General features: G+C 68.5%; 11 protein-coding genes. 5 read left to right on the forward strand and 6 right to left on the reverse strand.

Annotated features, from left to right (window positions below; genetic code table 11):
* Positions 1–131 precede the first annotated feature (131 nt).
* The 5 genes from ABZS29_RS28870 (at position 132) to ABZS29_RS28890 (ending at position 16881) form a co-directional block, all read left to right on the forward strand.
* A complete protein-coding gene (locus ABZS29_RS28870) occupies positions 132–10226 on the forward strand; it encodes a calcium-binding protein (protein WP_355466441.1) in 10095 nt (3364 codons plus the stop codon).
* Between the two features lie 77 nt (positions 10227–10303).
* Positions 10304–12421, forward strand: coding sequence for a glycogen debranching protein GlgX (gene glgX, locus ABZS29_RS28875; protein WP_355466443.1), 2118 nt, complete (start codon positions 10304–10306; stop codon positions 12419–12421).
* Positions 12418–14823 carry a malto-oligosyltrehalose synthase gene (gene treY / locus ABZS29_RS28880; protein WP_355466445.1) on the forward strand — a complete coding sequence of 802 codons (2406 nt, stop codon included), beginning with the start codon at positions 12418–12420 and terminating at the stop codon, positions 14821–14823. Before glgX ends, treY begins: the two co-directional genes overlap by 4 nt.
* 4 nt (positions 14824–14827) lie before the next feature.
* Positions 14828–16552, forward strand: coding sequence for a malto-oligosyltrehalose trehalohydrolase (gene treZ / locus ABZS29_RS28885; RefSeq protein WP_355466447.1), 1725 nt, complete (start codon positions 14828–14830; stop codon positions 16550–16552).
* A 149-nt stretch (positions 16553–16701) separates the two neighbouring features.
* Positions 16702–16881 (forward strand): hypothetical protein, encoded by a 180-nt coding sequence (locus ABZS29_RS28890; protein WP_355466449.1) that lies wholly within the window; start codon positions 16702–16704, stop codon positions 16879–16881.
* Positions 16882–16929: 48 nt separating this feature from the next.
* Here ABZS29_RS28890 and ABZS29_RS28895 read toward each other — a convergent pair whose 3' ends face one another.
* The 6 genes from ABZS29_RS28895 to ABZS29_RS28920 form a co-directional block, all read right to left on the reverse strand.
* Positions 16930–19059 carry a DUF3488 and transglutaminase-like domain-containing protein gene (locus ABZS29_RS28895; RefSeq protein WP_355466451.1) on the reverse strand — a complete coding sequence of 710 codons (2130 nt, stop codon included), beginning with the start codon at positions 19057–19059 and terminating at the stop codon, positions 16930–16932.
* Complete coding sequence (locus tag ABZS29_RS28900; RefSeq protein ID WP_355466453.1) at positions 19056–20192, reverse strand: DUF58 domain-containing protein; 1137 nt, start codon at positions 20190–20192, stop codon at positions 19056–19058. The genes ABZS29_RS28895 and ABZS29_RS28900 overlap by 4 nt, the downstream gene beginning before the upstream one ends.
* Before the next feature lie 7 nt (positions 20193–20199).
* Positions 20200–22215, reverse strand: coding sequence for a fibronectin type III domain-containing protein (locus tag ABZS29_RS28905; RefSeq protein WP_355466455.1), 2016 nt, complete (start codon positions 22213–22215; stop codon positions 20200–20202).
* Between the two features lie 29 nt (positions 22216–22244).
* The gene (locus ABZS29_RS28910) at positions 22245–23207 is read right to left on the reverse strand and encodes a MoxR family ATPase (RefSeq protein ID WP_355466456.1); all 963 of its coding nucleotides are present in this window, start codon (positions 23205–23207) and stop codon (positions 22245–22247) included.
* 68 nt (positions 23208–23275) lie between these two features.
* A complete protein-coding gene (locus tag ABZS29_RS28915; protein WP_355466458.1) occupies positions 23276–24553 on the reverse strand; it encodes a HAMP domain-containing sensor histidine kinase in 1278 nt (425 codons plus the stop codon).
* On the reverse strand, positions 24550–25215 hold the full coding sequence (locus tag ABZS29_RS28920) for a response regulator transcription factor (protein ID WP_355466460.1): 666 nt from the start codon (positions 25213–25215) through the stop codon (positions 24550–24552). The genes ABZS29_RS28915 and ABZS29_RS28920 overlap by 4 nt, the downstream gene beginning before the upstream one ends.
* Between the last annotated feature and the right edge of the window lie 59 nt (positions 25216–25274).

The following is a 25274-nucleotide window of genomic DNA, read 5'->3' on the forward strand; positions in this document are numbered from 1 at the left end:
CTGCCCCAAAGGGCACTTGAAGTATTGCCAGGATCAATTCAGCCGCTTACGGTCAGTAGGCGGCTGGGGGGTCGCCCACTGCGCGACCTAGGGGGAAGCGCGGATCCAAGGGCCGCGGGGGTGCACAAAACATGGGGATGTTCCGTCGTGCTCGTTTGCTCGTCCAATCCCGGCTGACGGCGCTCCTTGCCGCGTTCAGCCTGCTGATCGGGATGATCGTCTACACGCCGTTGCCGGCCCGCGCGGCCGAGGCCGGGGTCGACGACCTCCTGGCGATGCTCGGCTCCGGCGGTGAGGCGAACAGCCTGGCCGCCTGGACCTCCGGACTGGCCGGAGTCGACAAGCTCAAGGCGCAACTGCCGCTGGTGGGCGCGAGTCCCGGTGGACTGCTCGGGCTGAACGACTTGGTTGCCAAGGGCATCGCGGACGAGCTGAAGACCGCGACCGACTTCGGCGACCTCGAGGTCGATCGGCCGATCACCATCGACGGTGATCGCAGCGGCCGGCTGAAGACCTCGGTCAGCGACCTCGGCGACGGCAAGCGACTCGACATCGTCGCGACGGTGGATCGCACCGTGACCAAGCAGGATCTGCGGGTCAGCAGTGCCACGCCGAAGGTCGAGCTGGCGGTGTCGGACGGCATCACGGTCAGCCTGAAGTCCCGCTTCGCGCTCAGCGTGGTCTGGACCGGCGTCGCCGACGACAAGGTCTACCTGGTTCGGTCGAGCAGCACCCCGCGACTCGACGTGGACGCGCACGCGACGATCGACAACGCGACCGCGGCGGCCGCGATCGGCATCCTCGGGGTCTCGCTCACCGGCTCGTCACTCGATGTCGACGCCCACTTCGCGGGCACGGTCGGGGACCCGGACAACGACGGCAAGCTGTTCTTCGGCGCCACCGGCGAGCTCGGTCAGCAGGGCTCACTCGACGGCCTGTTCAGCATCGGCCTGGACTCGCTGGGCTCGCAGCCGATCGACAACTCCGACGAGAACACCCGCGGTTCCGTGCACGCCGAGTTCAAGCTCGGCGCCGCGGCCACCGCGCTCCCCGCCATACCGCTGCCCACCACCATCAGTACGACGATCAAGGTCGACTGGAACGACATCGGAACCGGCGCTCCGGTCGTCGACGCACCGGATCTCGCCGCCACCGTCGGCCGCTTCCAGAACATGAGTCTGAAGGACCTGGCCGAGGGGCTCGCGCAACTTGTCGCGACGATCACCGCCGTGCAGAAGGCGAAGTTCGACCCGGACAAGGACGGCGACCTGCCGACCGTCGGCGACCTGGACCTGCCGTTCATGAAGGGCACGCTGTCCGACGCGATCCAGGCCAACCAGGTGCTCAAGGACTTCCTGGCGGCGAACACTGTGCCGTCGCCTGGCCAGAAGGGCTTCGTCGAAGGGGTCACCGACCCCGCGCAGGCCGGTCAGCCGACGTTCACCTCGCTCCAGGACCTCTTGCACAAGCTCGACACCGCGACCGGTATCGACCTGAGCGACCTGGACTGGGACGCGGCAGCGAGCAAGCTGGCCATGACCCTGAGCATGTCCGACTCGAAGCCGCAGACCGCCCTGGACGCGATCAGTGTCCTTGCCTCGGGCAACAAGGCGACCTACGACACCAAGACGTTGACGGTGACGGGTGCCGGCTGGGAGCCGGACCAGTGGCTGGGCCGCCGCGTGGTGGCCGGTACGTCGGCCGGTGAGGTGGCGAGCAACGACGCGAGCACGATCACGCTGAAGCAGGACTGGATCGGCGGCAAGCCGCTCAAGGACACGCCGTACGTGATCGCGGGGATGGAGCCGCACACCGGTGCGGTGAGCTTCGCGAACAAGGTCGACGAGGGCGGGAAGGGGATCGTCAACGCCAACGCGGACCAGACGTTCGCCAAGGTCACGCCGTCGTACCGCACGAAGCTGACCGTCGTGCTGGATCTGCAGGACCCGCGGACCGGCCAGGCCTGTGTCGGCTTCCTGGGCAGCACCAAGCCGTGCCCGTTCACCCAGGAGAGCGGTCCGCTGAAGACCGTCGTACCGGCGTTGCCGCTGAACACGGATCGGGTGCTGATCCGGACCGGCTCGGAGCTGTTGTCGGCCGACTTCCCGATCGACACCGCGGTCGACCTGAGTGCGAACGCAGGCTTCTTCAAGGTGCTGCTCAAGGGTCAGCTGAAGGTCTGCAACTCGTCGCTGCCGGCAACGTGTTCAGGCGGTACGGCGACCGGCAGCATGCTCACCATCGGCCTCAAGAACCAAGGCGACCTGCGGATCTCCGAACTGTTCAAACAGCTCGTCGACTCGCCCGCCACGCTGCTGGATGTCGATGTGAACGTCCGCGCGTACGGCGATGTCGCGGTGACCGTGCCGGGGGCCGAGCAGTTCCTGCCCGCCGGTGCGACCACGACGTTCAAGGCCACCTGGACGGACCTGACCAAGCCGAACACCATGTCCATCGACACGAGCGACCTCAGCGAACTCTTCACGCTGGACTTCGACGCGGCCGACCCGAAGGCGCTCTTCACCGCACTGATCAAGACGCTGCAGACGCTGTCGCAGCAACTCGCGCAGGCCAACACCACGGCGGGCTCGGGCGTGTACGACAAGGAGATTCCTGGCCTCGGCAAGTCGCTGCGCGACCTGCTGGTCAGCGACGAATCGAACGCAGGATCGGGCGTTTCGTACGGCGCGAACACGCTGACCGACGCGACGCGCAAGGACGCCGAGGTGTTCCCGCAGTCGCTGGTCGGCCGGTCGATCGTGGCCGGTTCCCAGGTCGCGATCGTGCAGTCGGTCTCCGATGACGGCAAGACGCTGACGATGACGAAGCCCTGGGCGCCCGCGCCCGCCGCCGGTACGGCGTACATGATGCGCTCGGCGTTGGACGACGTCACGGACCAGCTGCTGGCGAACACGCCGGACAGCCTGCAGGACGCGGTCGAGCTGCTGAACAAGGCACTGGGTACCGACAGCGTGAAGTTCCGCTACCTGGAGTCGAACAACGAGCCGAACCTGGTTCTCGACGTGGACTGGAAGCGGAAGTACCGCGCGGGCTCGCCGATCAGGTTGGCGCTGGGTTCGCTGGGCCAGACCTTCGCCGGTGCCCAGGCCAGCGGCCTGGCTCAGGTGGAGGTCGACGGCCGGGTCAAGGTCGGTCTGGTGATGCCGTTGAAGGCCGGTGAAGGTCCGGCCGACGCCGCGTCGCTGAAGGTGCTCGAGGACTCGAGCATCAGCCTTGGTGCCAAGGCGAAACTCGAGAACGGCGTCGTCCAGGGCGTGATCGGTCCGCTGACGATTGCCCTCGGCAACCCGGCCGTCGATGCGCCGGCGAATGAGAAGGCGCAGGCCAGGGCCGACCTGAGCGTCGCGCTGGCCAAGAGCGGCGCGGCCGCGGACACTCCAGTCTCGTTCAGCGCCTTCATGACCGCGGTCGGCGTGAACTTCAACGCCTCCAACGGCACGGTGAACTGCGGCGAAACGCTCACGACCCCGCTGATGGTCTGCGGCAACCTGCCGATCTACCTGAACAACACCGGCACCGACGCGGGCTGGACGGCGATCGGCCAGATCGCGCTGCGGGTTCCTGACTCGACCGACCCGGCGACGCTCGCCGACCTGACCGGCACGCTGCCCGCGCCCGATGACGCCAAGCAGAAGCTGGAGTTCCCGACCGATCTGGGCGACCGGATCGGCGCGGCCCTCCTGGACTTCAAGAACTTCGGTGACGGGATCGAGGGCTACCTGGCCGCGGTCGAGCAGGCCTTCCGGACCGCGAGCCTGGAGGGCAAGCTGCCGCTGGTCGGCGACGACCTGCAGCAGGGCGCCAACTTCATCGGCGACCTGCGCGCGAAGCTGCGCGCGTCGATCTGGAACGAACTTCCGGGTGGTGGCCGGCCGGCCAACTCCAAGGAGTTTGCGGACTTCATCAACACCAAGCTGGCGACGGCGCTCGCCGAGGTGAACATCGCGGCGGCCGACGTCAAGGTGACGTTCGACTGCTCCGAGGCGCTCGCGGTCTGCCCGCTGGACAAGATCACCGGCGCCTACCTGGAGTTCACCGCACAGCGTGGAAAGGTCAGTCAGGACCTGGGCTGTGTGGACGACGGTGCGCCCAAGCCCTGCTTCAAGACCGACATCCCGCTGGACATCGGCGTACCGGGTCTGGCGCTGCGCCAAGGCAAGGAAGGCACGAAGGGGATCAGCGTCGCAGCCGGCTTCGCGCTGCACGTCCGCCTCGGCCTGACCAGGCAGGACGGGTTCTTCATCAACACCCACGACGGCTGGGGCCCGGACAAGAAGGCGATGCCCGAGCTGCAGGTCGGGCTGGCCTTCGATCTGCCGGAGTCCATGGTCGCAGAGCTCGCCTTCATCAAGATCAACGTCGCCAAGGCCGAGGGCGAGGGACACACCCCCGAGAAGCCGTTGTTCGCCGGGGCGTTCCAGGTCGACCTGAAGGCTCCCGGCGACACCAGCTGCTTCAAGGGTGACGAGCCGGCCTGTACGCCGACGGACAACAAACTGAAGTTCGCCGACCTGGGGAAGACCGACGGGCTGTTCGGGACCGCGATCAAGGGCACCTTCGATCTGGACTGGAACCTCGAGGCGGACGTGCACTCCGCGTTCCCGGGGATCAGGGCGAACTTCCAGCTCAAGTGGGTCTTCGACAATCAGGCGGCGGATGCGTTGCCGACGCCATACATCGCGTTCAAGGACGTGGGAATCAGCGCGGGCAGCTTCTTCGAGGGTCTGCTCGGTGACGTGGTCAAGGAGATGAAGCGGGTCACCGGGCCGCTGCAGCCGGTGATGGACACGCTGTACGCGCCGATTCCGGTGCTGTCCGACCTGAGCCGGATGGCCGGCGGTGACGACGTCACGCTGATGACGCTGGCGAAGGCCTTCAGTACCTTGGCAGACGGCCCGAAGCTGGAGTTCGTCGACACGATCAAGGCGGTGGTCGAGTTCATCAACCGGCTGCCGAAGTGCAGTCCGAACAAGGACAACGACTGCTACGTCCCGCTCGGTGACTTCGAGATCGCCGGGGACAAGGCACTCACCACCAGCAGTTCACCGACCACCGCGGACAAGATGTACGCGAAGGTGACCGAGAAGTCGCCGACCGACATCAAGACCGCGCTGAACACCAAGAACCAGAACCCGGACGCGGCCGGTCACAAGATCTTCGGTGGCGCGGGCCTGGCTCCGGAGAAGGGTGACGCGGAGAAGTCCGGCATCAAGTTCCCGATCCTCGAGAAGCCGCAGAACGCGTTCAACCTGCTGATGGGCGGTGACGTCACGCTGGTCGAGTTCGACTCCGGTCCGCTGACGCTCGGCTTCAGCTGGCGGCAGTCGTTCGGCCCGGTCTACGCACCGCCGCCGGTCTTCGTCACGCTGGCCGGTTCGGCGTCGGTGAGTCTGCGGATCGTCGCTGGCCTGGACACCTACGGCATCCGCAAGGCGGTCGAGGCGCAGCAGAACGGCGCTCCGGTCGAGGCTGTCGACGTACTGGACGGGCTGTTCTTCAAGACCGTCGACGACTCCGGCGCACCGCTGCCGGTGGTGCAGCTGACCGGTGAGATCGCGGCCGGTGCCGCGGTCAGCGCGGTGATCATCACCGTCGGCATCGAAGGTGGTCTGCGCCTGACCATCGGCTTCTCCTGGAACGATCCGAACAAGGACGGCAAGTTCCGGGTCAGCGAGTTCCTGCACGCGGCGCTGAACAACCCGCTGTGTCTGTTCACGGTCAGCGGCCGGTTGTCGCTGTTCCTGCGGGTCTACATCACCATCGGCGTCAGTATCTTCTCGGTCTCGTTCAGCTTCACGCTGGCCGACGTGACGTTGCTCGACTTCTCGGTGGCGCCGGACTGTGAGCCGCCACCGCCGCGACTCGGCGGAACAACTGACGACGGCACCCTCGTGGTCTTCGCCGGCCGCTGGGGCAAGGACGCGCAGCGCGGCAAGCCCTGGACCAACGACGCGAAGGCGGTCGAGAAAGACACCGTCAAGGTCATCTCGCTGCACTACGCGCAGACCAAGGCCGACCCGACCGGTGCCGACGGAGGCTTCGACGGCTTCGCCGTTCAGATGCTCGGCGAGCAGCGTGAGTACCTGAACCCGAACCTGAAACGGGTCGTGGTCGACGGTGAGGGCTACAACAAGCCGATGGCGATCACGTTCATCGGTGACGGCAAGAAGACCACCGACGAGAACGCCGGCAAGACTCCGGCGGTCTTCGACAAGGACGCGGTCGTGATCGGCGGCAAGCAGGCCGATGTGATCACCACCGGACGCGGCCTCTCGTACGTCGACGGCCGGGAAGGCGACGACATCATCGTCACCGGGGACACCGGCGGTACGGCGTCCAAGGCCGTGGTCGCGGGTGGTCCGGGCAAGGACACCATCACGGTCGGGAACGGCGACGACAAGGTGGCCGGCGACGCGTCGCTCGGCACGGCGCGCTTCGAGAAGGACGTCAAGCACAACGAGCAGGACGGCAACGGGACGAGCAAGCTGGGCGACGTGATCAACTGGAACACGATCGCGACGGTCGACCCGACCGCACCCGCGGCAGCCGACGGTCCGGAGCCGGGCGACGACTCGATCGGCCTCGGCCTGGGCACGAACCGGGTCCGCGGCAACGCCGGTGCGGACAAGGTCGCGGTCGCGGCCGACGCGCCGGACGGTTCGCGCAAGGCCGGGATCAACACGCTGATCGGTGACGACGGCAGCGACCGGCTCACCGGCGGTTCGAACGCGGACCGGATCTTCACCGCGGCCGAGGGCGAGTTCGACCACGACACGGCCGGCCCGCCCGACCTCAACGCGATCAACACCGTCGACACCGGCACCGGCAACGACCAGGTCTGGGGCAGCGCCGCGGTCGAGACCGTGACGAGTCACTCGCTGGGCGATCAGGGCGCGACGATCCGGGGCGGCGGCAACAACGACGTACTGACCGGCGGCTACGGCACCGACACCGTGTACGGCGGTCCCGGTGACGACTACGTGATCGCGGAGCCGGCAACCGTCGGCGACGTGACCGGCGTCGACAAGGTGAACGGCGTCGAGTTCGGCCCGCTCCGCCAGGTCGGCAAGCAGCCGTTCCCGCCTAGCGTCCAATCGAACAGCAAGACGCTGGTCGGTGGCCTGGGCAACGACCACATCATTGGTGGCGACGGGCCGGCGACGATCTTCGGTGACACCCGGATCGACGCCGAGAAGTGTGCTCCAGGTGCGTCGGTCGCGTCCGATCCGGTGGCTGAGAAGACCAAGTCCGCGACGGGTGACGGTAACGACCGGATCCTCGGCGGTGCGGCCGTCGACACGGTCTCGGCGGGCGGTGCCGACGACCTCGCTGAGGTTGCCGGAGGCAACGATCTTGTCTGCGGCCAGGAAGGCAAGGACACCTTGCGCGGCGGCGACGACGCCGACCAGCTGTGGGGTGGCTCGGACGCCGACATCCTGTACGGCGACGCCGGGGCCGACCAGGTCTTCGGCAACATCGGCGACGACGTCGAGTACGGCGGCCTGGACGCCGACGTGGTCGAGGGCAACAACGGCAAGGACTGGATCACTGGCGGCGCCGGCAACGACGTCCTGTACGGCGGAACCCGGGCCGCGGGCCGCACCGACACCGGCGACGACGACCTGTACGGCGATCTCGGCAACGACCGGCTGATCGGCGACAACGGCACCGTGGGTGAGCTCGCCGTACCGCTCGACCTCGACGGCGCGACCCCGGCCGCCGGAACCGGTGACCGGATCCGCGGTGGTGACGGCGACGACACGGCGTATGGCGGTCTGGGCAGCGACATCGTCGACGGCAACGGCGACAACGACCACCTGGAGGGCAACAACGCCTCTGACGTGGTGCACGGCAACGCCGGTGAGGACGCGATCGCGGGCGGCTCGTTCGAACAGGCCTCGGCCGGCGTCGGACGTCCCGACGAGGGGGACCTGCTCTTCGGTGACGACGGAGCTGACCTGCTGACCGGTGACAACGCGATCCTCGCGCTGACCACCGACCCGGCGGCGACGACTCCGGTGACTCGGCAGCGTGGGTTCGCACTGGGCCACGTGGTGACGCTGCTCGACCTGGGGCTGACTCCGGCGGCCAACACCTCCGGAAACGACCAGATGTCCGGTGGCGGCGGTCAGGACGTGCTCTACGGCCAGGGCGGTGCTGACCGGGCCAAGGGCGACGGTGAGGACGACTACGTAGAGGGTGGTCAGGCAAGCGACTGGATCGAGGGTGATCTGGCCGACGACGACCTGGTCGGCGGTAGCTCGACGCCACTGGCCGGTGCGACCGGTCAGCTCGACACGGCGGACGCCATCTTCGGTGGTCCGGGCGACGATGTGGTCTCCGGTGACAACGCCGCCGTACTGCGTCCTGCTGCCGGTCAGACGCCGACTCGGGTCACTGTGCGACTCGGCTCAGCCGGTACGCCGATGACGCCGCGGATCGTGAACCGGCTCGACCTGTCGGCACTACCGCCGGCAGACCGGTTCGGCGCGGACCGGATGTCCGGTGGCGACGGTGTGGATGTTCTGTACGGCCAGGACGGTGGTGACTTCGTCTCTGGTGGTGCACGGGCGGACTACGCCGAGGGCAACGGCGGTGCGGACGTCCTGCGCGGCGACCTGTCGCTGGCCGGGGACTCGCCGTTCACTACCGTCCAGCCGCTCGCGGACCCGGGCTGGCCGGGCAGTGCGAGTGCGGCGGCACTACTCGAGGGGGCGCTGGCACCTGACGGTCAGGACGACCTGATCGGTGGCAGCTCGGCCAAGGGCTTCCGGGACACCGGGGACACGGTCGAGGCCGACGGCGCGGACGACGTCGTACTGGGTGACAACGGATCGCTGATCCGCACCATCACCGGCGCGACCGAGCGCGTCTATGCGGATCGGTACCCGAACGGCACACCGCCGGCCGGTGCGACCGTGGCCCGGACGCACGATCCGGACCTGGGCGAACCGAGCACGCGATTCTGCACCGAGGCGCAGGCGACCTGTGAGGTCGCAGGAGCCTTCGGAAACGACACCCTGTACGGCGAGGCCGGTGACGACGGAGTCTGGGGTCAGGACGGTAACGACACCATCTTCGGCGGCGCGGACGACGACGACCTGTACGGCGAACTGGGTGACGACACCGTCTCCGGTGAGGCTGGTGAGGACGCGATCCTCGGCGACCGCGGCGGCGTGGTGAACCAGTACCTCGACACCGGCGACAGCCCGGCGCAGTTCACCTTCACGATGAACTCGCCGCCGGCCGAGACCTACGTCGGCTTCCGGCGCGCGGCGTACGACCGCCGGGTCGACCTGGAGCACGACGTCGACGGCGACCAGTGGATCGGCGCCTCGACCGCCGCCGAGATGCCGCACGACGGCATCACGGTGGGTGGCCGGGACCGGCTCCGCGGTGGCTCTGGTGCGGACAACATCCACGCCGGGTACGGCGACGACCTCGCCAACGGGGACAGCGGCGGCGACCAGGTGTTCGGCGCCGACGGTGAGGACGTGCTGTGGGGCGGTAAGGGCTGTGACCCGGTCCTCGACGCGGCCACGCCGGACTGCCAGAAGAATGGCGTGTTCGACCCGGATGCGCGCGGGACGAACGACCGGTTCGTCGACCACATCTTCGGTGGGGTCGGGGAGTCGGACGCGGCGAAGAAGGATGTGGTCGGGTCGGACATCCTCGACTTCAACCCGCGCGGCGCCTTCCCGGGCAACTGCGCGCCGGGCGACTGGCCGGTCACGACCGGCAAGGTGACGGTCGACCCGTGCCTGTGGTTCCAGTGGACCGGCAAGGACGACGACACAGCCGATCCGGCCACGCTGGTGAACAACAACCACCACCAGGGCACGGACTGGATCTACGGCGGCTGGGACCGCGACGTGATGCAGGCCGACGTCGCGGAGAACGGGCCGAACCCGGGTGACCGCCTGATCGACTGGAACGGCGCCTACAACCTGTTCACGCACTGCAACGCTGCGTACGGCGGCTTCAACGACATCCGGCAGCACTCCCCGGCGATGCAGGACTACCTGACCCTGCTGGCCTGGGGCTCGGGCGCCGGTCGCGCGGCCACCGACGTCACCACGGCCGGCACCTCGGCGTACCGGGAACTGGCCTTCGCCTACAACCCCGACTACGGCGGCCACGCCGTCGGACCCGCCTATCCGGGCACTCCGGGTCACTTCGACGACCCGGTGGCCTGCTCGGACTGAGTGCGACTGAGTGAACCTTTGGCGCAAATCACCCCCGGCATGCGTGTAAGCAGGCCGGGGGTGGCTACTGTCTCTAGGTGCAGAAATGGCCTGGTCGTCCTTATCCCCTCGGAGCCACGTACGACGGCTCCGGGACCAACTTCGCGCTGTTCTCGGAGGTGGCCGAACGCGTTGATCTGGCGCTGATCGGTGACGACGGCTCCGAGCAGCTGGTGCAGCTGACCGAGGTGGACGGGTTCGTCCACCACGCGTACCTGCCGGCGGTGCAGCCGGGCCAGCGGTACGGCTTCCGCGTGCACGGCCCGTTCAACCCGGCCGAGGGGCATCGGTGCAACCCGTCGAAGCTGTTGCTGGACCCGTACGCGAAGGCGATCGACGGGCAGGTCGACGGCGACGAGTCGCTGTTCAGCTACCGGTTCGGCAACCCCGGTGAGCTGAACACGATGGACAACCGGGAGCACACGATGCTCTCGGTGGTGACGAACCCGTTCTTCGACTGGGGCAACGACCGCCCGCCGGGGCACGCGTACCACGAGACCGTGATCTACGAGGCGCACGTGAAGGGTCTGACCAAGACCCACCCGGGGCTGCCGGAGGAGATCCGCGGCACGTACGCCGGGATCGGGCACCCGGCGCTGATCGAGCACCTCAAGCAGCTCGGGGTGACCGCGATCGAGCTGATGCCGGTGCACCAGTTCGCCCAGGACGGGCACCTGCAGGAGCGCGGGCTGACCAACTACTGGGGTTACAACACGATCGGCTTCTTCGCTCCGCACAACGCCTACTCGTCGCTCGGCAGCCGCGGTCAGCAGGTGACCGAGTTCAAGACGATGGTGCAGGCGCTGCACGAGGCGAACATCGAAGTGATCCTCGACGTCGTTTACAACCACACCGCCGAGGGCAATGAGATGGGCCCGACCCTGTCGTTCAAGGGCATCGACAACGCGGCGTACTACCGGCTGGTGGACGAGGACAAGTCGCACTACTACGACACCACCGGCACCGGTAACAGCCTGTTGATGCGCCACCCGCACGTGCTGCAGCTGATCATGGACTCGCTGCGGTACTGGGTGACCGAGATGCATGTGGACGGGTTCCGGTTCGACCTGGCCTCGACGCTGGCGCGTCAGTTCCACGAGGTCGACCGGCTGTCCGCGTTCTTCGATCTGGTGCAGCAGGATCCGGTGGTGAGTCAGGTGAAGTTGATCGCCGAGCCGTGGGACGTCGGCGACGGTGGTTATCAGGTGGGCAACTTCCCGCCGCTGTGGACGGAGTGGAACGGCAAGTACCGCGACACCGTCCGCGACTTCTGGCGGGGTGAGAAGTACACGCTGGCCGAGTTCGGCTCGCGGCTGACCGGTTCGTCGGACCTGTACCGCGACGACAGCCGGCGACCGCTGGCGAGTATCAACTTCATCACCGCGCACGACGGTTTCACCCTGCGCGACCTGGTCTCGTACAACGAGAAGCACAACGAGGCGAACGGTGAGGGTGGCGCCGACGGCGAGGGCCACAACCGCTCCTGGAACTGTGGCGCCGAGGGGCCGACCGACGATCCCGGCGTGCGCAAGTTGCGGGCCAAGCAGCAGCGCAACTTCCTCACCACGTTGCTGATCTCGCAGGGCGTTCCGATGCTCGCGCACGGCGACGAGCTGGGCCGGTCCCAGAGCGGCAACAACAACGTCTACTGCCAGGACAACGAGCTGGCCTGGGTGAACTGGGACCTCGACGAGGAGCAGCAGGACCTGCTGGAGTTCACCGGCGACCTGGTCCGGCTGCGCAACGAGCACCCGGTCTTCCGGCGCCGCCGGTTCTTCCACGGCGACCAGGGCGTCGACGGGCTCGGCGACCTGGTCTGGTTCACGCCGGAGGGCAAGGAGATGCAGGACGGTGACTGGAGCCGCGACGACGCCCGGGCGGTGGCCGTCTTCCTCAACGGGGACGCGATCTCCGAGCCGGATCCGCGCGGCGAGCCGGTGGTCGACGACTCGTTCCTGATCCTGCTGAACAGCAACCACGAGCCGGAGGAGTTCCTGCTGCCCGGTGCCGAGTACGGCGAGACCTGGTCGGTGGTGGTGGACACGGTCCGGCCGACCGGCCGCGCCGAGGAGGGTGAGCATCCGGCCGGCAGCACGATCCGTCTCGAGGACCACGGCATGCTGGTGCTGACCCGGCCGCGACGGACCGACGGATGAGCGGGATCCCCCAAGCGACCTACCGGTTCCAGTTGCGGGCCGAGTTCGGGTTCGAGGACGCGGCCGAGATGGTCCCGTACCTGAGCAGCCTCGGGATCTCGCACGCGTACCTGTCGCCGATCCTGCAGGCGGCACCCGGCTCCACCCATGGGTACGACGTCGTCGACCACAGCCGGTTGTCGGAAGAGATGGGTGGTCGGCCGGCGTTCGAGCGGCTCTCGGCCCGGCTCGCCGAGCACCGGATGGGCGCGATCGCCGATGTGGTCCCGAACCACGTCGCCGTTCCGACGCCGGCTCGGCTGAACAAGGCGCTGTGGTCGGTGCTGCGGGACGGCCCGGGTTCGCCGTACGCGGAGTGGTTCGACGTGGACTGGGGTTCGGGGAACCAGCCGCTGCTGATGGCGGTGCTGGGGCAGCGATTGGGCAAGGTGCTCGCCGACGACGAGCTCTCGGTCGATGGCGACGTACTGCGGTACTACGACCACGAGTTCCCGCTGCGGCCGGGGACCGAGCACCTGCCGATCGCTGAACTGGTGACCGAGCAGTGGTACCGGCTGGCGCACTGGCGAGTCGCGGACGAAGAGCTGAACTATCGGCGCTTCTTCGACGTGGACACGCTGGCTGCGGTCCGGGTGGAGACGCAGGACGTCTTCGAAGCCACGCATGCCTTGCTCTTTGAGCTCCTGCAGTCCGGGAAGCTGAACGGCTTCCGCATCGACCACCCGGACGGTCTGGCTGACCCGCGCGGCTACCTGCGCCGGCTGGCCGAGCGGACCGGTGGTGCGTGGGTTGTGGTGGAGAAGATCCTCGAAGGTGATGAGGAGTTGCCGCCGGACTGGCCCTGCGCGGGCACGACTGGTTATGACGCGCTGCTGCGCGTGGGCGGCCTGTTCGTCGACCCAGCCGGCGCAGCGCCCCTTGCTGCACTGCACTCCGAGCTCACCGGTGAGCCGGCCGACTTCACCCCGGTAGTGACTGAGGCGAAGCGAGAGATCGTCAAACACGGCCAGTACGCCGAGGTGCACCGCCTGGTCGAGTTGCTGGCTCGCATCTGCCAGGACGACGTCAGACTGCGTGATCACACCCGGCGGGCGTTCCACGAGGTTGTGGCCGAGCTGCTCGTCCACTTCGACATCTACCGCGCGTACGTCGTACCGGGGGAGCAGCCGGCGCGGACCGCCGTACGGGCGCTGGAACGCGTTGCGGCCAAGGCGCGCGAGCATCTGGACGAGGATCGGCAGGAGACGCTGGAGGTCGTGCTCGACCTGCTGCTCGGTCGCGAGACCGGTACGGCGAGCCGGATCGACGAGCATGCACGTCATGAGCTGATCGTGCGGTTCCAGCAGACCTGTGGTCCGGTGATGGCCAAGGGCGTCGAGGACACCGCGTTCTACCGCTGGTTCCGGCTCTCGTCGCTCAACGAGGTCGGTGGTGATCCGGAGCACTTCGGAGTGACGCCGGAGGAGTTCCACGCGTTCTCCGCGCAGCTGAACCGGCGCTGGCCGCGGACCATGACGACGCTGTCCACCCATGACACCAAGCGTTCCGAGGACGTGCGGGCGCGGCTGGGTGTGCTGTCCGAGCAGCCTGCCGCGTGGGCCGAGGCCGTGCGGGAGTGGCGGCGGCTGTCCGAGGACCACCGCAGTCCGCTGCTCGACGGGAGCACTGAGTACCTGTTCTGGCAGACCCTCTTCGGCACGTGGGACAACGGACCGATCGCGGTCGACCGTATGCAGGCCTATCTGCAGAAGGCGATCCGCGAAGCCAAACGGCACACCACCTGGACCGAGAACGACGAAGAGTACGAGCAGGCCGTCGCAGACTTCGCGACCGCGGTCCTCACCGATGATGCAGTGCTCGAGTCCGTACGGCGCTTTGCGGCGAAGCAGACCGAGTTTGTCCGCGCGGCGACGCTCGGCCAGAAGCTCGTGCAGCTGACGATGCCCGGCGTACCGGATGTGTACCAGGGCACCGAGCTGGTGGACCTGTCGCTGGTCGACCCGGACAACCGGCGCCCGGTCGACTACGAGCACCGGATCGAGCGGTTGCGCAGGTTGGACGAGGGCGCCAAGCCGGAGGACCTGTCCGACGAGAAGCTGCTCGTGACCGCACGGGCGCTGCGACTGCGGCGGCAGTACCCGGAGGCGTTTGCCGGTGGTTACACCCCACTGCCCACGTCGAACGGGCACGCGGTCGCGTTCGCTCGTGGCGACGAGGTCATCACCATCGCCACCCGGCTGCCGGCCGCTCTGCACCGGCTGGGCGGTTGGGGCGACAGCACCGTCGTACTGCCGAGTGGGCAGTGGAAGAACGTGTTGACCGGACGAGACGTGGGTAACGGAGCAGCTCGGATTCAGGAGCTGCTGGAGGATCTCCCGGTAGCGCTGCTCGTGAGGAGCTGAGCACTTGCACACCTTCACCGTTTGGGCGCCGGAGGCAACCTCCAGCGTCGACCTGGTTCTGCGAGACGGCGTACTGCCGATGCACTCCGGCGGCGACGGCTGGTGGTCGCGTGAGGTGGTCGAAGCACACCACGGCACGGACTACGCGTTCTCGGTCGACGCTAGTGAGCCTCTGCCGGATCCACGCAGCCCTTGGCAGCCCGACGGTGTCCACGGCTTCAGCCGAGTCTTCGACGCAGACCGCTTCCAGTGGACGGACAGCGAGTGGTCCGGGCGTGATGTGCGCGGAGCGGTCTTCTACGAGCTCCACATCGGCACCTTTACTCCCGAGGGCACGCTGGCCGCGGCAACCGAGCACCTGGACTACCTGGTGCTGCTCGGTGTCGAGGTCGTCTCGCTGATGCCAGTGGCCGCGTTCCCCGGCCGCCACGGCTGGGGCTACGACGGTGTCGACCTGTACGCCGTCCACGAGCCGTACGGCGGTCCGGAAGCGCTGCAGGCGTTCGTGAATCGCTGTCACGAGGTCGGACTGGCCGTCTGTCTGGACGTGGTCTACAACCACCTCGGACCGAGCGGGAACTACCTTGACTCGTTCGGTCCGTACTTCACCGATCGCCACACCACGCCGTGGGGCCCGGCGGTCAATCTCGACGACACGGGCAGCAACGAAGTTCGCCGGTTCATCTGTGACAACGCGCTTCGGTGGTTCCGTGACTTCCACATCGATGCACTGCGGCTCGACGCGGTACATGCGTTGCTGGACGAGAGTCCGACGCACCTGCTGGCGCAGCTGTCGACCGAAACCGCCAGTCTGTCCGAGGAGCTCGGCCGGCCGCTCGGACTGGTAGCGGAGTCCGATCTGAACGACCCACAGATGGTGGACCCGGTCTCCGAAGGCGGCCGGGGGATGACCGCGCAGTGGAACGACGACTTCCACCATGGGCTGCACGCGCTGCTGACCGGTGAGAGCGCCGGGTACTACGCCGACTTCGCCGAGCCCGGCGTGTTCGCGAAGGTGCTGACGCAGGTGTTCCTGCATGACGGCGCCTATTCGTCCTTCCGTGGGAAGGACTGGGGGCGTCCGGTCGACCCGGCCCGGCATCGCGGCGGCCAGTTCCTCGCCTACACGTCCGACCACGACCAGATCGGCAACCGGGCGCTCGGTGATCGGCCCGCACTGACACCGGGTCAGTACGCGATCGGGGCCGCGCTGGTGCTCACATCGCCGTACACGCCGATGTTGTTCATGGGGGAGGAGTGGGGTGCGTCCACGCCGTGGCGCTACTTCACCGACCACGAGGAGCCGCAGCTGGCGGAGGCCGTCCGGACCGGCCGGCGGCAGGAGTTCGCGGCCTTCGGCTGGGACGCCGAGGAGATCCCGGACCCACAGGATCCGGCCACCTGGCGCAGCTCGGTCCTGAACTGGTCCGAGGTGGACGAGTCGCCACATCGCGAGCTGCTGACCTGGTACCGCGACCTGCTGGCGCTGCGGGCCCGGACGCCGGAGCTGAAGGACGACAGCCTCGGCTCGGTGAGTGTCGTCGAGGGTCCGGAGTGGCTGGTGGTCAGCCGCGGCGACCTGCGGATCGCGGTCAACCTCGCCGCGGCGGAGGCCGTCGTACCGGTGGAAGGGGCGTCGTATTCGCTGCTGTCCTTCGGTACGCCGGAGCTGCTCGGCGACGCGGTCAAACTGCCGGGGCATTCGGTAGCGATCGTTCTGATCCGCTGAATCTCTCGTATTTGCTGCCGAAACGAACAGAAGACCGCGTTCGAGTTTGTTCTTCGGTGTCGATTTCCGGAATCGCTTGTGTCCGGACTCTCCGTGTCGGAGTGTTGAATTCGCCAGCAGCGCAAGCGGGGGGCGACGGGAGGACACAGATGACAGTCGGAGGCGTCGACACCTACTACGACTACGACGAGAAACAGTGGAAGAGCCGAAGGCTCGGCGGCGGCCCGGTGGCCCGCGGCCCCGTCTGCCCGGCACCACGGAGCACCGATGCGGCAGCGGCCCAGCACGATCGCCGGCCAGCCGCCCACGACAAACCCAAACGCAGCTGAACAATCTCTGAGGGTGGCACGGCCCGCCAGACCAGGTCACTCCAACAGCTATTTCTGACGCGGCCCTGGAAGCAGGGTGCGAAGTTCGAGTGCGGCCTGGAACCGATCCAGCCACGGCCGGGAGCGGAGTGCCCGGCGGACGGCGTGGACACCGGTCCAGGCCTGCCCGGCCACGTCTGGCGTGGTCGGGCCACCTGACCAAAGAGCGTGATCGACGGCGTGCGCGATGGTCGCGATTCCCGGACCGGTGTCCGGGAGGTCCCGGGCCGCGTGCGCGAGATCCCGAACCGTCATCCCGGCCGTCACCGGGATGCCGTGGGCGCGCAGGCGGTCCCGGGCCTCGGCCCAGGCGCCGACCACCGCAGCACTGCCCACGCGTCGGCGACGCCGGAGCGCCCGCATCTGCTTGAGCAGCGGTACACCGAGCAGCCAGAGCAGCAGTAGCACCGCCGAGCCCGCGAACACCGTGGCCAGCGGGAGCTGGAAGTCGCCGGAGTTGGCCGCATCCGTCTCGTCGCCGGGCGGCGGCGTCGTCTCGGGATCCTGAATCTCCTGGATCTTCGGGACGGACTTGCGCGCCTGCTCGGTGATCGACGCCGTCGACCCGGAGGAGTCCGAGCTGCCGGTCTTCGCGCCGACCGCCGGGTCGAGCGGCCACCAGCCGACACCGGCGACCGCGACCTCGGGCCAGGCGTAGGCGTCCTTGTTGGTCACCGTGTACCAGCCGGCCGCGTCGGGTTTCGCGGGTGCCCGGAAACCGACCACGAGCCGGGCCGGAATCGAGTTCTGCCGGGCCAGAGTGACGTACGCGGCGGCGAACTGTTCGCTGCTGCCGACGGTCCCGGGCTTGTCCAGGAACTCCTTCAGCCGCGGCCAGCTGTAGCCGGTCGGCGGTGTGCCGGAGTCGTCCGCGAGCTTGTAGCGGTCCCGGAAGTACTTCTCCAGGGCGATCGCCGTCTCCATCGTGGCGCGCTTGCCGGCCAACGGGTTGCGGTCGGCGATCTCGGGCGGGATCGGGCCCATGTCGTTCAGTCCGCCGGGGGCGGTGCTGTCGACACCCGCCCTGGTCAGGTAGTTCGCGTCGATCTCTGGTTCGGCCCAGGTGAGGTTGTAGTAGTCGGGTCGTTCCGGCACGACCAGCGTGCTCCCGATCGGTTCCACCTGCGGGTCGGTGGCGTTGCCGACGGTCTCGGGCAGCAGCTGGCCTGGCAGCCAGGGCCCGTCCAAGGCCTCGTCCGGACGAATCAACGCGCGGCGCGGCATCGTGTTCACCCGTACCTCGGGACCTGGGGCGAGTTGGGCGCCCATTCGCAGCAGCGGGTGGTCGGTCGTCCAGTTGACGCCGTCGAAGCTGTCCAGCGCGACCAGCCGCCAGCGGTCGACAGGCTCGGACGTCTGGTACCTGAATACCACCTTGTCCCGGGCGTCCGGACTGAGCCGACGCGCAAGCTCGTCGAGCGGACTGGCCTGCCGGCTCGCCGGAGCGGTCGCCGACTGCACCCGCTGCAGCGAGTACGGCGTCCGCCCGTGCGGATCGATCGTGCTCACGACGAACCCACAGACGATCGCCGCCAGCGTGACGGCGGCCGTCGTCGCCCACGGGGTGAGTCGGCGGTACTCGAAGTGGTCGGGGATCAGGACGGCGATCACGAGCAGGCCGAACCCGATCGCGATCAAGACCGCGGTCAGGCCTTCGGCGGCGACGTACAGCTGGCTGACGCCGACGACCCCGAGCGCGGGCAGCAGCGCGACGAGCGGCGGCGCGCGGTCCAGCAGCTCGACGGTGAGCACGCAGGCCACCAACGCGAGCAGGGGAACGAAGATCAGCAGTTCCGGGTCGGGCCGAGCCGGCCAGGTCGACTCGAGCGTCAGTCGCCACGCGGTGAGCCCGGTACCGAGCGCGCGGAGCGACGAGAGGGTCGGAAGACCAGCCAAGGTGGTTGCTCGAAGCACCGATTCGATGATGGCGAGTAGACCGGCCACGAGGACCAGCAGTGGCCGCCAGTTGAGCAGGCCAGGTCGCCGCCGACAAATCTCGGCGACGATGAAGGTGACGAGGCAGACCAAACCAACCGGAAGCCAGAGATGCCGCAGGCCGAAAACCGGGACAAAGCAAAGTCCGCCGAGCACGATCCCCGCCAAAGCCGCGACAGCCCGCCGCGTGCCGGCGGGGCTCATCGGAGGACCCCTGTCCATTGCGTCAGGGCTTCGCGGGCTGTTCCGGCTAGGACTACCTGCGCGCCGAGGATCGGTGCTACTCCTTGGGCGGGGCCGAGGCCGATGGCGGTGACTGACGAATAGCGGGTCAGCAGGGGAGCGAGGTCGGCGGCGGAACCGCGGGCGCCGGTGACGACCACGATCGCGCCGCCGGCCGACGTACCGGTGGTGAGCACGGGCGGGACCAGCGGCGACCTCTCGTCGCGTTGGTGCACGATGCACAGCTCGTCCAGGAACATCCGCGACGCCACCGCGCCGCCCGGAGCGGCGAAGTCGGCGCCGGCGGTGGTGACGAACCGGCAGCGGTGCCCGGCGGTGGAGGCGGCGAACAGGATCGACGCCGCCACCTCGACAGCCTCCTCGAAGGTTGCCTCTGGCATCGGTTCGGTCCGGGTGTCGAGCAGGACCGTGAGCCGTGGCTGGTCCGGGTCGGCGTAGTCGCGGACCATCAGTTGGCCGGTCCGCGCGGTCGCCTTCCAGTGCAGGTGGCGCACCTCGTCACCGACGACGTACGGCCGGACATCGCGCAGGTCAGCCGAACCGCGGAGCGAGTCGTCCGCCGTCCGGCCGACGTGGTGGTGCCGTGGTCGTCCGGCGACGACGGTCTTGGTCGGGTGCCGACGCGGATGCACCCACAGCGTGCCGACCTCACCGGTCGCCTTGCTGTTGCGGGTCAGACCGAGCGGGTCCCGGCGTTCCAGAGTCAGCGGCCCGACCTCGATCCGGCCACGACGCGAGGTCGGCAGCTCATACCGGTACGTCGCCTCGATCCCAGGGCCGAGTTGGCGAACCCGAACCTCCTTCCAGGCCGAGCCGGCCGAGTCCCGAGCCGAGAACGACGCCTGCCGGCGGGTGCCCTCGTTGCGCACCCGCAGCGTCGCCAGCGCCGGTCGCCCACGCTCGACCCGATCCGGCGTCAGCACCCGGTGGACTGCAACCTGCGGCTGCCGCACCGTCAGTACGACGGCCGCGAGCAGCGCGCCGAACCCGATCCCGGCCAGCGCTCGAAACAGCGCATACCCGGCCAGTTCACCCAGTCCGAACAGCACGATCGAGCCCAGCAGTACGGCGATTCCACGCCCAGTCAGTCTCATCGCCGTCCTACCAGGTCACTCGGTTGGACTCGACGGTCTTGCCCTGACCGACCGCGGTCACCCAGACCTGGCCGCCCTTGTCGTCGTTGTAGAACTTGTTGACGGTCACTGCCCCGCTCGAATTGGTGGTAAGGGTGTCGTTGTGCAGCTCGCCGTAGTTCGACGTGTATCCATAGAACCGGTACGTCGTGTTCGGCTTGAAGCCGCGCGCGACGATGTGGATCAAGTAGCAGTAACTCGTGTCGTCACACGGATCCGCGCCGTCGTACAGCGGGCCCTTGGTGATGCGGATCGTCGGAGTGGCGGCCGTGGTCGAGGCGGAGACCGTCGCGGCCGCGCCGGTCAGCGTCTTGCCGTTGGCGTCGCGAGTGACCGTGCGGACCTGGAACGTGTACCGCGTCCCGTTCTGCAGGCCGGTGGACGTGTAGCGGGTCGACGTCGTCGTACTGGACCCGCCGTCGCTCACGCGGACGACGTTGTAGCGCACGAACGTGCCGCCGTTCAGGCTGGGCCGGGTCCAGGTCAGTGTCACTCGGCCGTTGCCGCCGGTCGCGCGGAGGGAACGCGGTGCGGCGGCGGGCGTCGCCACCAGAGGAGGTGGCGGCTTCGGCGTCGGTGGCTGGGTCGTGCGCGGCGGATCTGTCGGGCGGCGAGTCGGTTCGGTACGGCGTGGTGGGTCGGCCTGGCGTGGTGGTGTGCGCGTGGGCCGATCGCCGGGGTTTGTCGTGCGCTGGGGCGGCACGCTCGGATCCGACCGCGGCGGCACACTCGGGTCCGGCACCGGCGGCTTGCTGGTGGTCGAGGGCGGCGGAGTGGTTGACGGCTTGACCGGGACGGTCGGCGTCTTGGTCGGTCCCGAGACCGGGATCGGCTGCGAGACCGAGCCGTCCCGATCCACGACCAGCGCCTGCTCGCCACCCACACTGTCGACGTACAGGCGCTGGTCGGCGCCGCGGACGAGCAACGGCCGATCGTCCTTGGCCTGCTTGACCTTCCCGGACGGCTTCGGAATCGGTCGATTCGCCTTTTGGTTGCCATCGGCATCCAGTGTCAGGAGTTTCGTGCCCGCCTCGTCGACCAGTGCGAGGTTGTGGCCGGAGGAAGCGATCTGGGTGAACTTGCCGGCCGGCAAGGGTTTCTCGATCGCGACCGGACCGTTGGCAGCCCCGGCATCGACCAGATGCAGCCGCGACTTGTCCGGCTCCACGATCGCGATCCGGCCGTCGACATCGTTCGGTGCGACGATCGACTGCGGCGACAACGCCAGACCGGGAACGTTCTGCGGGCGGCCGAGCCCGGAAGCGGAAACAGTACGAAGCTGGCTCGCGGTCGTGTCGACGAACATGACCTGGTCGCCGACCACAGTCAGCGAGCCGATGTTGCCGCGTGGCAGCTCGGCCGGGCAGGTCAGTTGATCGGCCTGGGCCGCCAAGTAACACAGCTCGCGAGTGAGCAGCCGATGCACCCACAACGTCCCGTCCGGAGCCACCGCCGACTGGCCGAGAGCGCCGTTGTCGGACAACGTCCGGTCGACCGGGCCGAGGCGAACGATCGATCCGGCAGCGCGATAGACGGCGTACGCGACACCGGCGGCCGCGAGACCGACCGGCACTTCGTCCGACGGCGAGACCTTCGGTGCATCGACCTGCAGTGTGGACTTCTCGAACGACGTGATGCTGCCGCGGGCCAGCACGAAGCCTTCGGTATCGCTCTGTACGGCCTGCGTGCCTGGAGCGAGTCCCGGGACGGGGACCAGGCCGTCGGTCTGCTTGGCTCCGCCGTCGATGTGGAAGACGGCGCCCACGGTGCTGTTGTAGATCAGGTGCCCGGACTGGAGGAACTTCTGGCCGGACGAATTCGCGCCGGCCGTGGTCACGGCAAGGGTCGTCGCGACGACGCAGACTGCCACCACGCCGGCCAGCGCGGCACGCGAACGCCACTGCGTGATGGTGACGGGATCGCGGGTGGTCGGGCCGTCCTTCGTGGCCGCCGTCCGGCGGCGGATGATCTGGGCGAGCTGCATCTGCCGGCCTTTCCGTTCGCCTGGAAGTGTCAGCCTGCGTTGACACCCGCGGTCGGCGCCGGCGTCGCGGCGAGGACCTCGTCGACCACCGACGCCGGCGGACGCTGGCTCAGCTCGGCATCCGGAGTGAGGACGAGGCGGTGCGCGAGGACCGGTTGGGCGACCTGCTTGACGTCGTCCGGCGTCGTGAACGTCCGTCCATCCGTCGCCGCATAAGCCCGAGCCGCGCGAACCAGCGCGATGCTGCCGCGCGGACTGGCGCCGTACCGGACCGCGGTGTGCTCGCGCGTCGCGGCGGCCAGCTTGACGGCGTACGAGCTGATCGCCGGGTCGACGTGGACCGAGCGGACCGCCTCGATCGCGTTCCGCAGCGCCGGTACGTCGATCACCGGGCTGAGCGAGTCCGGGCCGATCCGGCCGGTGTCGCCGAGCACAATCCGGACCTCGGCGTCATGGTCGGGGTACCCGATCTCGATCCGCATCAGGAACCGGTCGAGCTGTGCCTCCGGCAGCCGGTACGTGCCTTCCATCTCGATCGGGTTCTGGGTGCCGATCACCAGGAACGGATCCGGCACCGCGCGGGTGGTGGAGTCGACCGTCACCCGGCGCTCGGCCATCACCTCGAGCAGCGCGGACTGCGTCTTCGGCGTACCGCGGTTGATCTCGTCGGCGACCACCACGTTGGCGAAGATGCCGCCCGGGTGGAACTCGAAGGTCTCGTTGCCCTGGTGGTAGACCATGACGCCGGTGATGTCACCCGGGAGCAGGTCCGGGGTGAACTGGATCCGGTTCCAGGTCGCGTCGATGCTGCGGGCGATACACCGTGCCAGCGTGGTCTTGCCCAGGCCCGGCACGTCCTCGATCAGCAGGTGCCCCTCGGCGAACAGTGCCGTCAGCGCCAGCCGGATCACCTCCGGCTTGCCGTGGATCACCTGGCCCAGATTGTCGGCGACCAAGCGGTAGGCCTCACCCGGCGGAATCGTCGCACTCATCATCGGTCTCCCGTCAGCATCCCGCCGAGACTAACGGTTTCCGGTCCGACCTCGGTCTCGATGTCCGGTTACTGCCGTTCTGCCGGCAGTTGGAACTCGAAGATCGCGCCACCTTCGTCGCCGTTGTAGACCTTGAGGTCGCCGCCGTGGGACAGCGCGACCCAGCGCACGATCGACAACCCGAGCCCGCTCGATCCGCCGCCACTGGTGAACCGATCGAACAGGTCCTCGCCGATCTCGGGGGAGATGCCAGGCCCTTGGTCGGCCACAGTGATCCGCCCATCCGCAACGGTCACGGTGATGATCGCCTCGGCGGCGCCGGGCAGCCGGCCGTGCCGAAGTGCGTTGTCCAGAAGGTTTCCGACGGCTCGCTGCAGCAGCGTCGGGTCGGCACGCACCATGCTCGGCGCGGTCACCAGTGAGATCCGCGCACCCTCGGCCGGGAAGTCCTCGACCACGCCGGCCACCAGTTGGTCCAGCCACACCGGCTGTACGGCGAGCTGCTCAACGCCGGCCGCGAGTCGTGCCCGCACGAGCAGACCGTCGATGATGTCGCCCATCCGCCCGGCCAGTCGCACCGTACGCGGCAGCAGCTCGGCGCGCTGGTTCGGATCCCGTACGGCGGTCTCCGCCAGTGCACGTAGTGCGGCCACCGGCGTACGGAGGTCGTGCGCAGTCTCCGCGAGCAACGTCTCCTGCTGCTCCAAGGCGTCCATCGCCGGCCGAATCGCGCGCCCCGACAACCAGTAGCTGCCCGCTGCGGCCGCGCCGATCAAGCCTGCACACAAGGCGAGCACCCACCACACCAGCTTCTGATGTGAGTCAGCCTGGGGCTGCACGTCCTCCCAGGCCAGCACCGCGCCGCCGGGCTCGTTGCTGTCGCTGAACCTGTAGGCCTCCGCCTTGATCCGCACCGGGTGACCGTTCTTCGCTCTCACGTTGGCGAACACGACGCCTTTCTCGTCGACGGTCGCTCGAACGGCCACCTCGTTGAGTACGGACTGGTCGACGGGGGTGCAGTTCTGGATGCTTTGTGCCGCCGGGGGTGGAGGGGTGTCCCCAGCGGCTCCACCGGACAGGAGCGCGAAGTCCGGACACCTCCGGTACAGCGGATCCTGGACGACCGCGGCCACGTTGGTGGTGCCGCTCGAGCTTCCGGTGGCCAGCCGCAGTACCGGCGCGGTGACCATGCCCAGCTTGGCGTCCACCGCCGCGGCGTCGCGCTCGGCGTCCTGCCGGATGACGACCGGGGCCAGGATCAACAGGCCGACGGTGTTGGCGATCGTGAAGACCGCGGTGAGCCACCAGCGGAGGCGGCGGAGGCGGTCGGCGGCGGGGCCCTTCACGGGGCGATCAGCCGGTAGCCGCGGCCACGCACGGCCTGGATGAGATCCGGACCGCCGCGCAGGCGGGCGCGGAGCCGGGTGATGGTGACATCGACGACGTTCGACATCGGGTCGGCCGCGGAGTCCCAGCAGTGCTCGATCAGGTCGGTCCGGGAGACGGTCTGCTCGGGCCGGCTCATCAGGAACTCCAGCACGGAGAACTCCTTCGCTCGCAGGGTGACCAGGACTCCGGCTCGGCGGACCTCGCGGCGACCGGTGTCGAGCTCGACGTCGGCGTACCGCAGGATCGGCGGCCGGATGGTCGGGCCGCGCCGGCTCAGGCTGAGCACCCGGACGATCAGCTCCTCGACCGCGAACGGTTTGACCAGGTAGTCGTCACCGCCGTGCTCGAAGCCGTCCACCCGGTCGGCCAGCTGGTCCATCGCGGTCAGGAACAGCACCGGGACCGCCCAGCCGTCCCGCCGACGGCTGCGAACGTACCGGATCGAGTCGCCGTCGGGCAGCATCCGGTCGAAGACCACACAGTCGTACGCGTTCACGAACAGTGCCTCGTCGGCGCTCGCGATGTCACCGGCCAGGTCGACCGCAAGCGCCGCGGAGCGGAGCGCGGCCGGTACGGCGACCTGCAGCTCCGGGTCGTCCTCGACCACCAATACCCGCACGGGGACCCCTCACCGATCGCTGTGTCATCGAAATGTCATCGTCACTCCGGATCGTATGT

This window comes from Kribbella sp. NPDC005582, from assembly GCF_040605415.1.
GTDB lineage: Bacteria > Actinomycetota > Actinomycetes > Propionibacteriales > Kribbellaceae > Kribbella.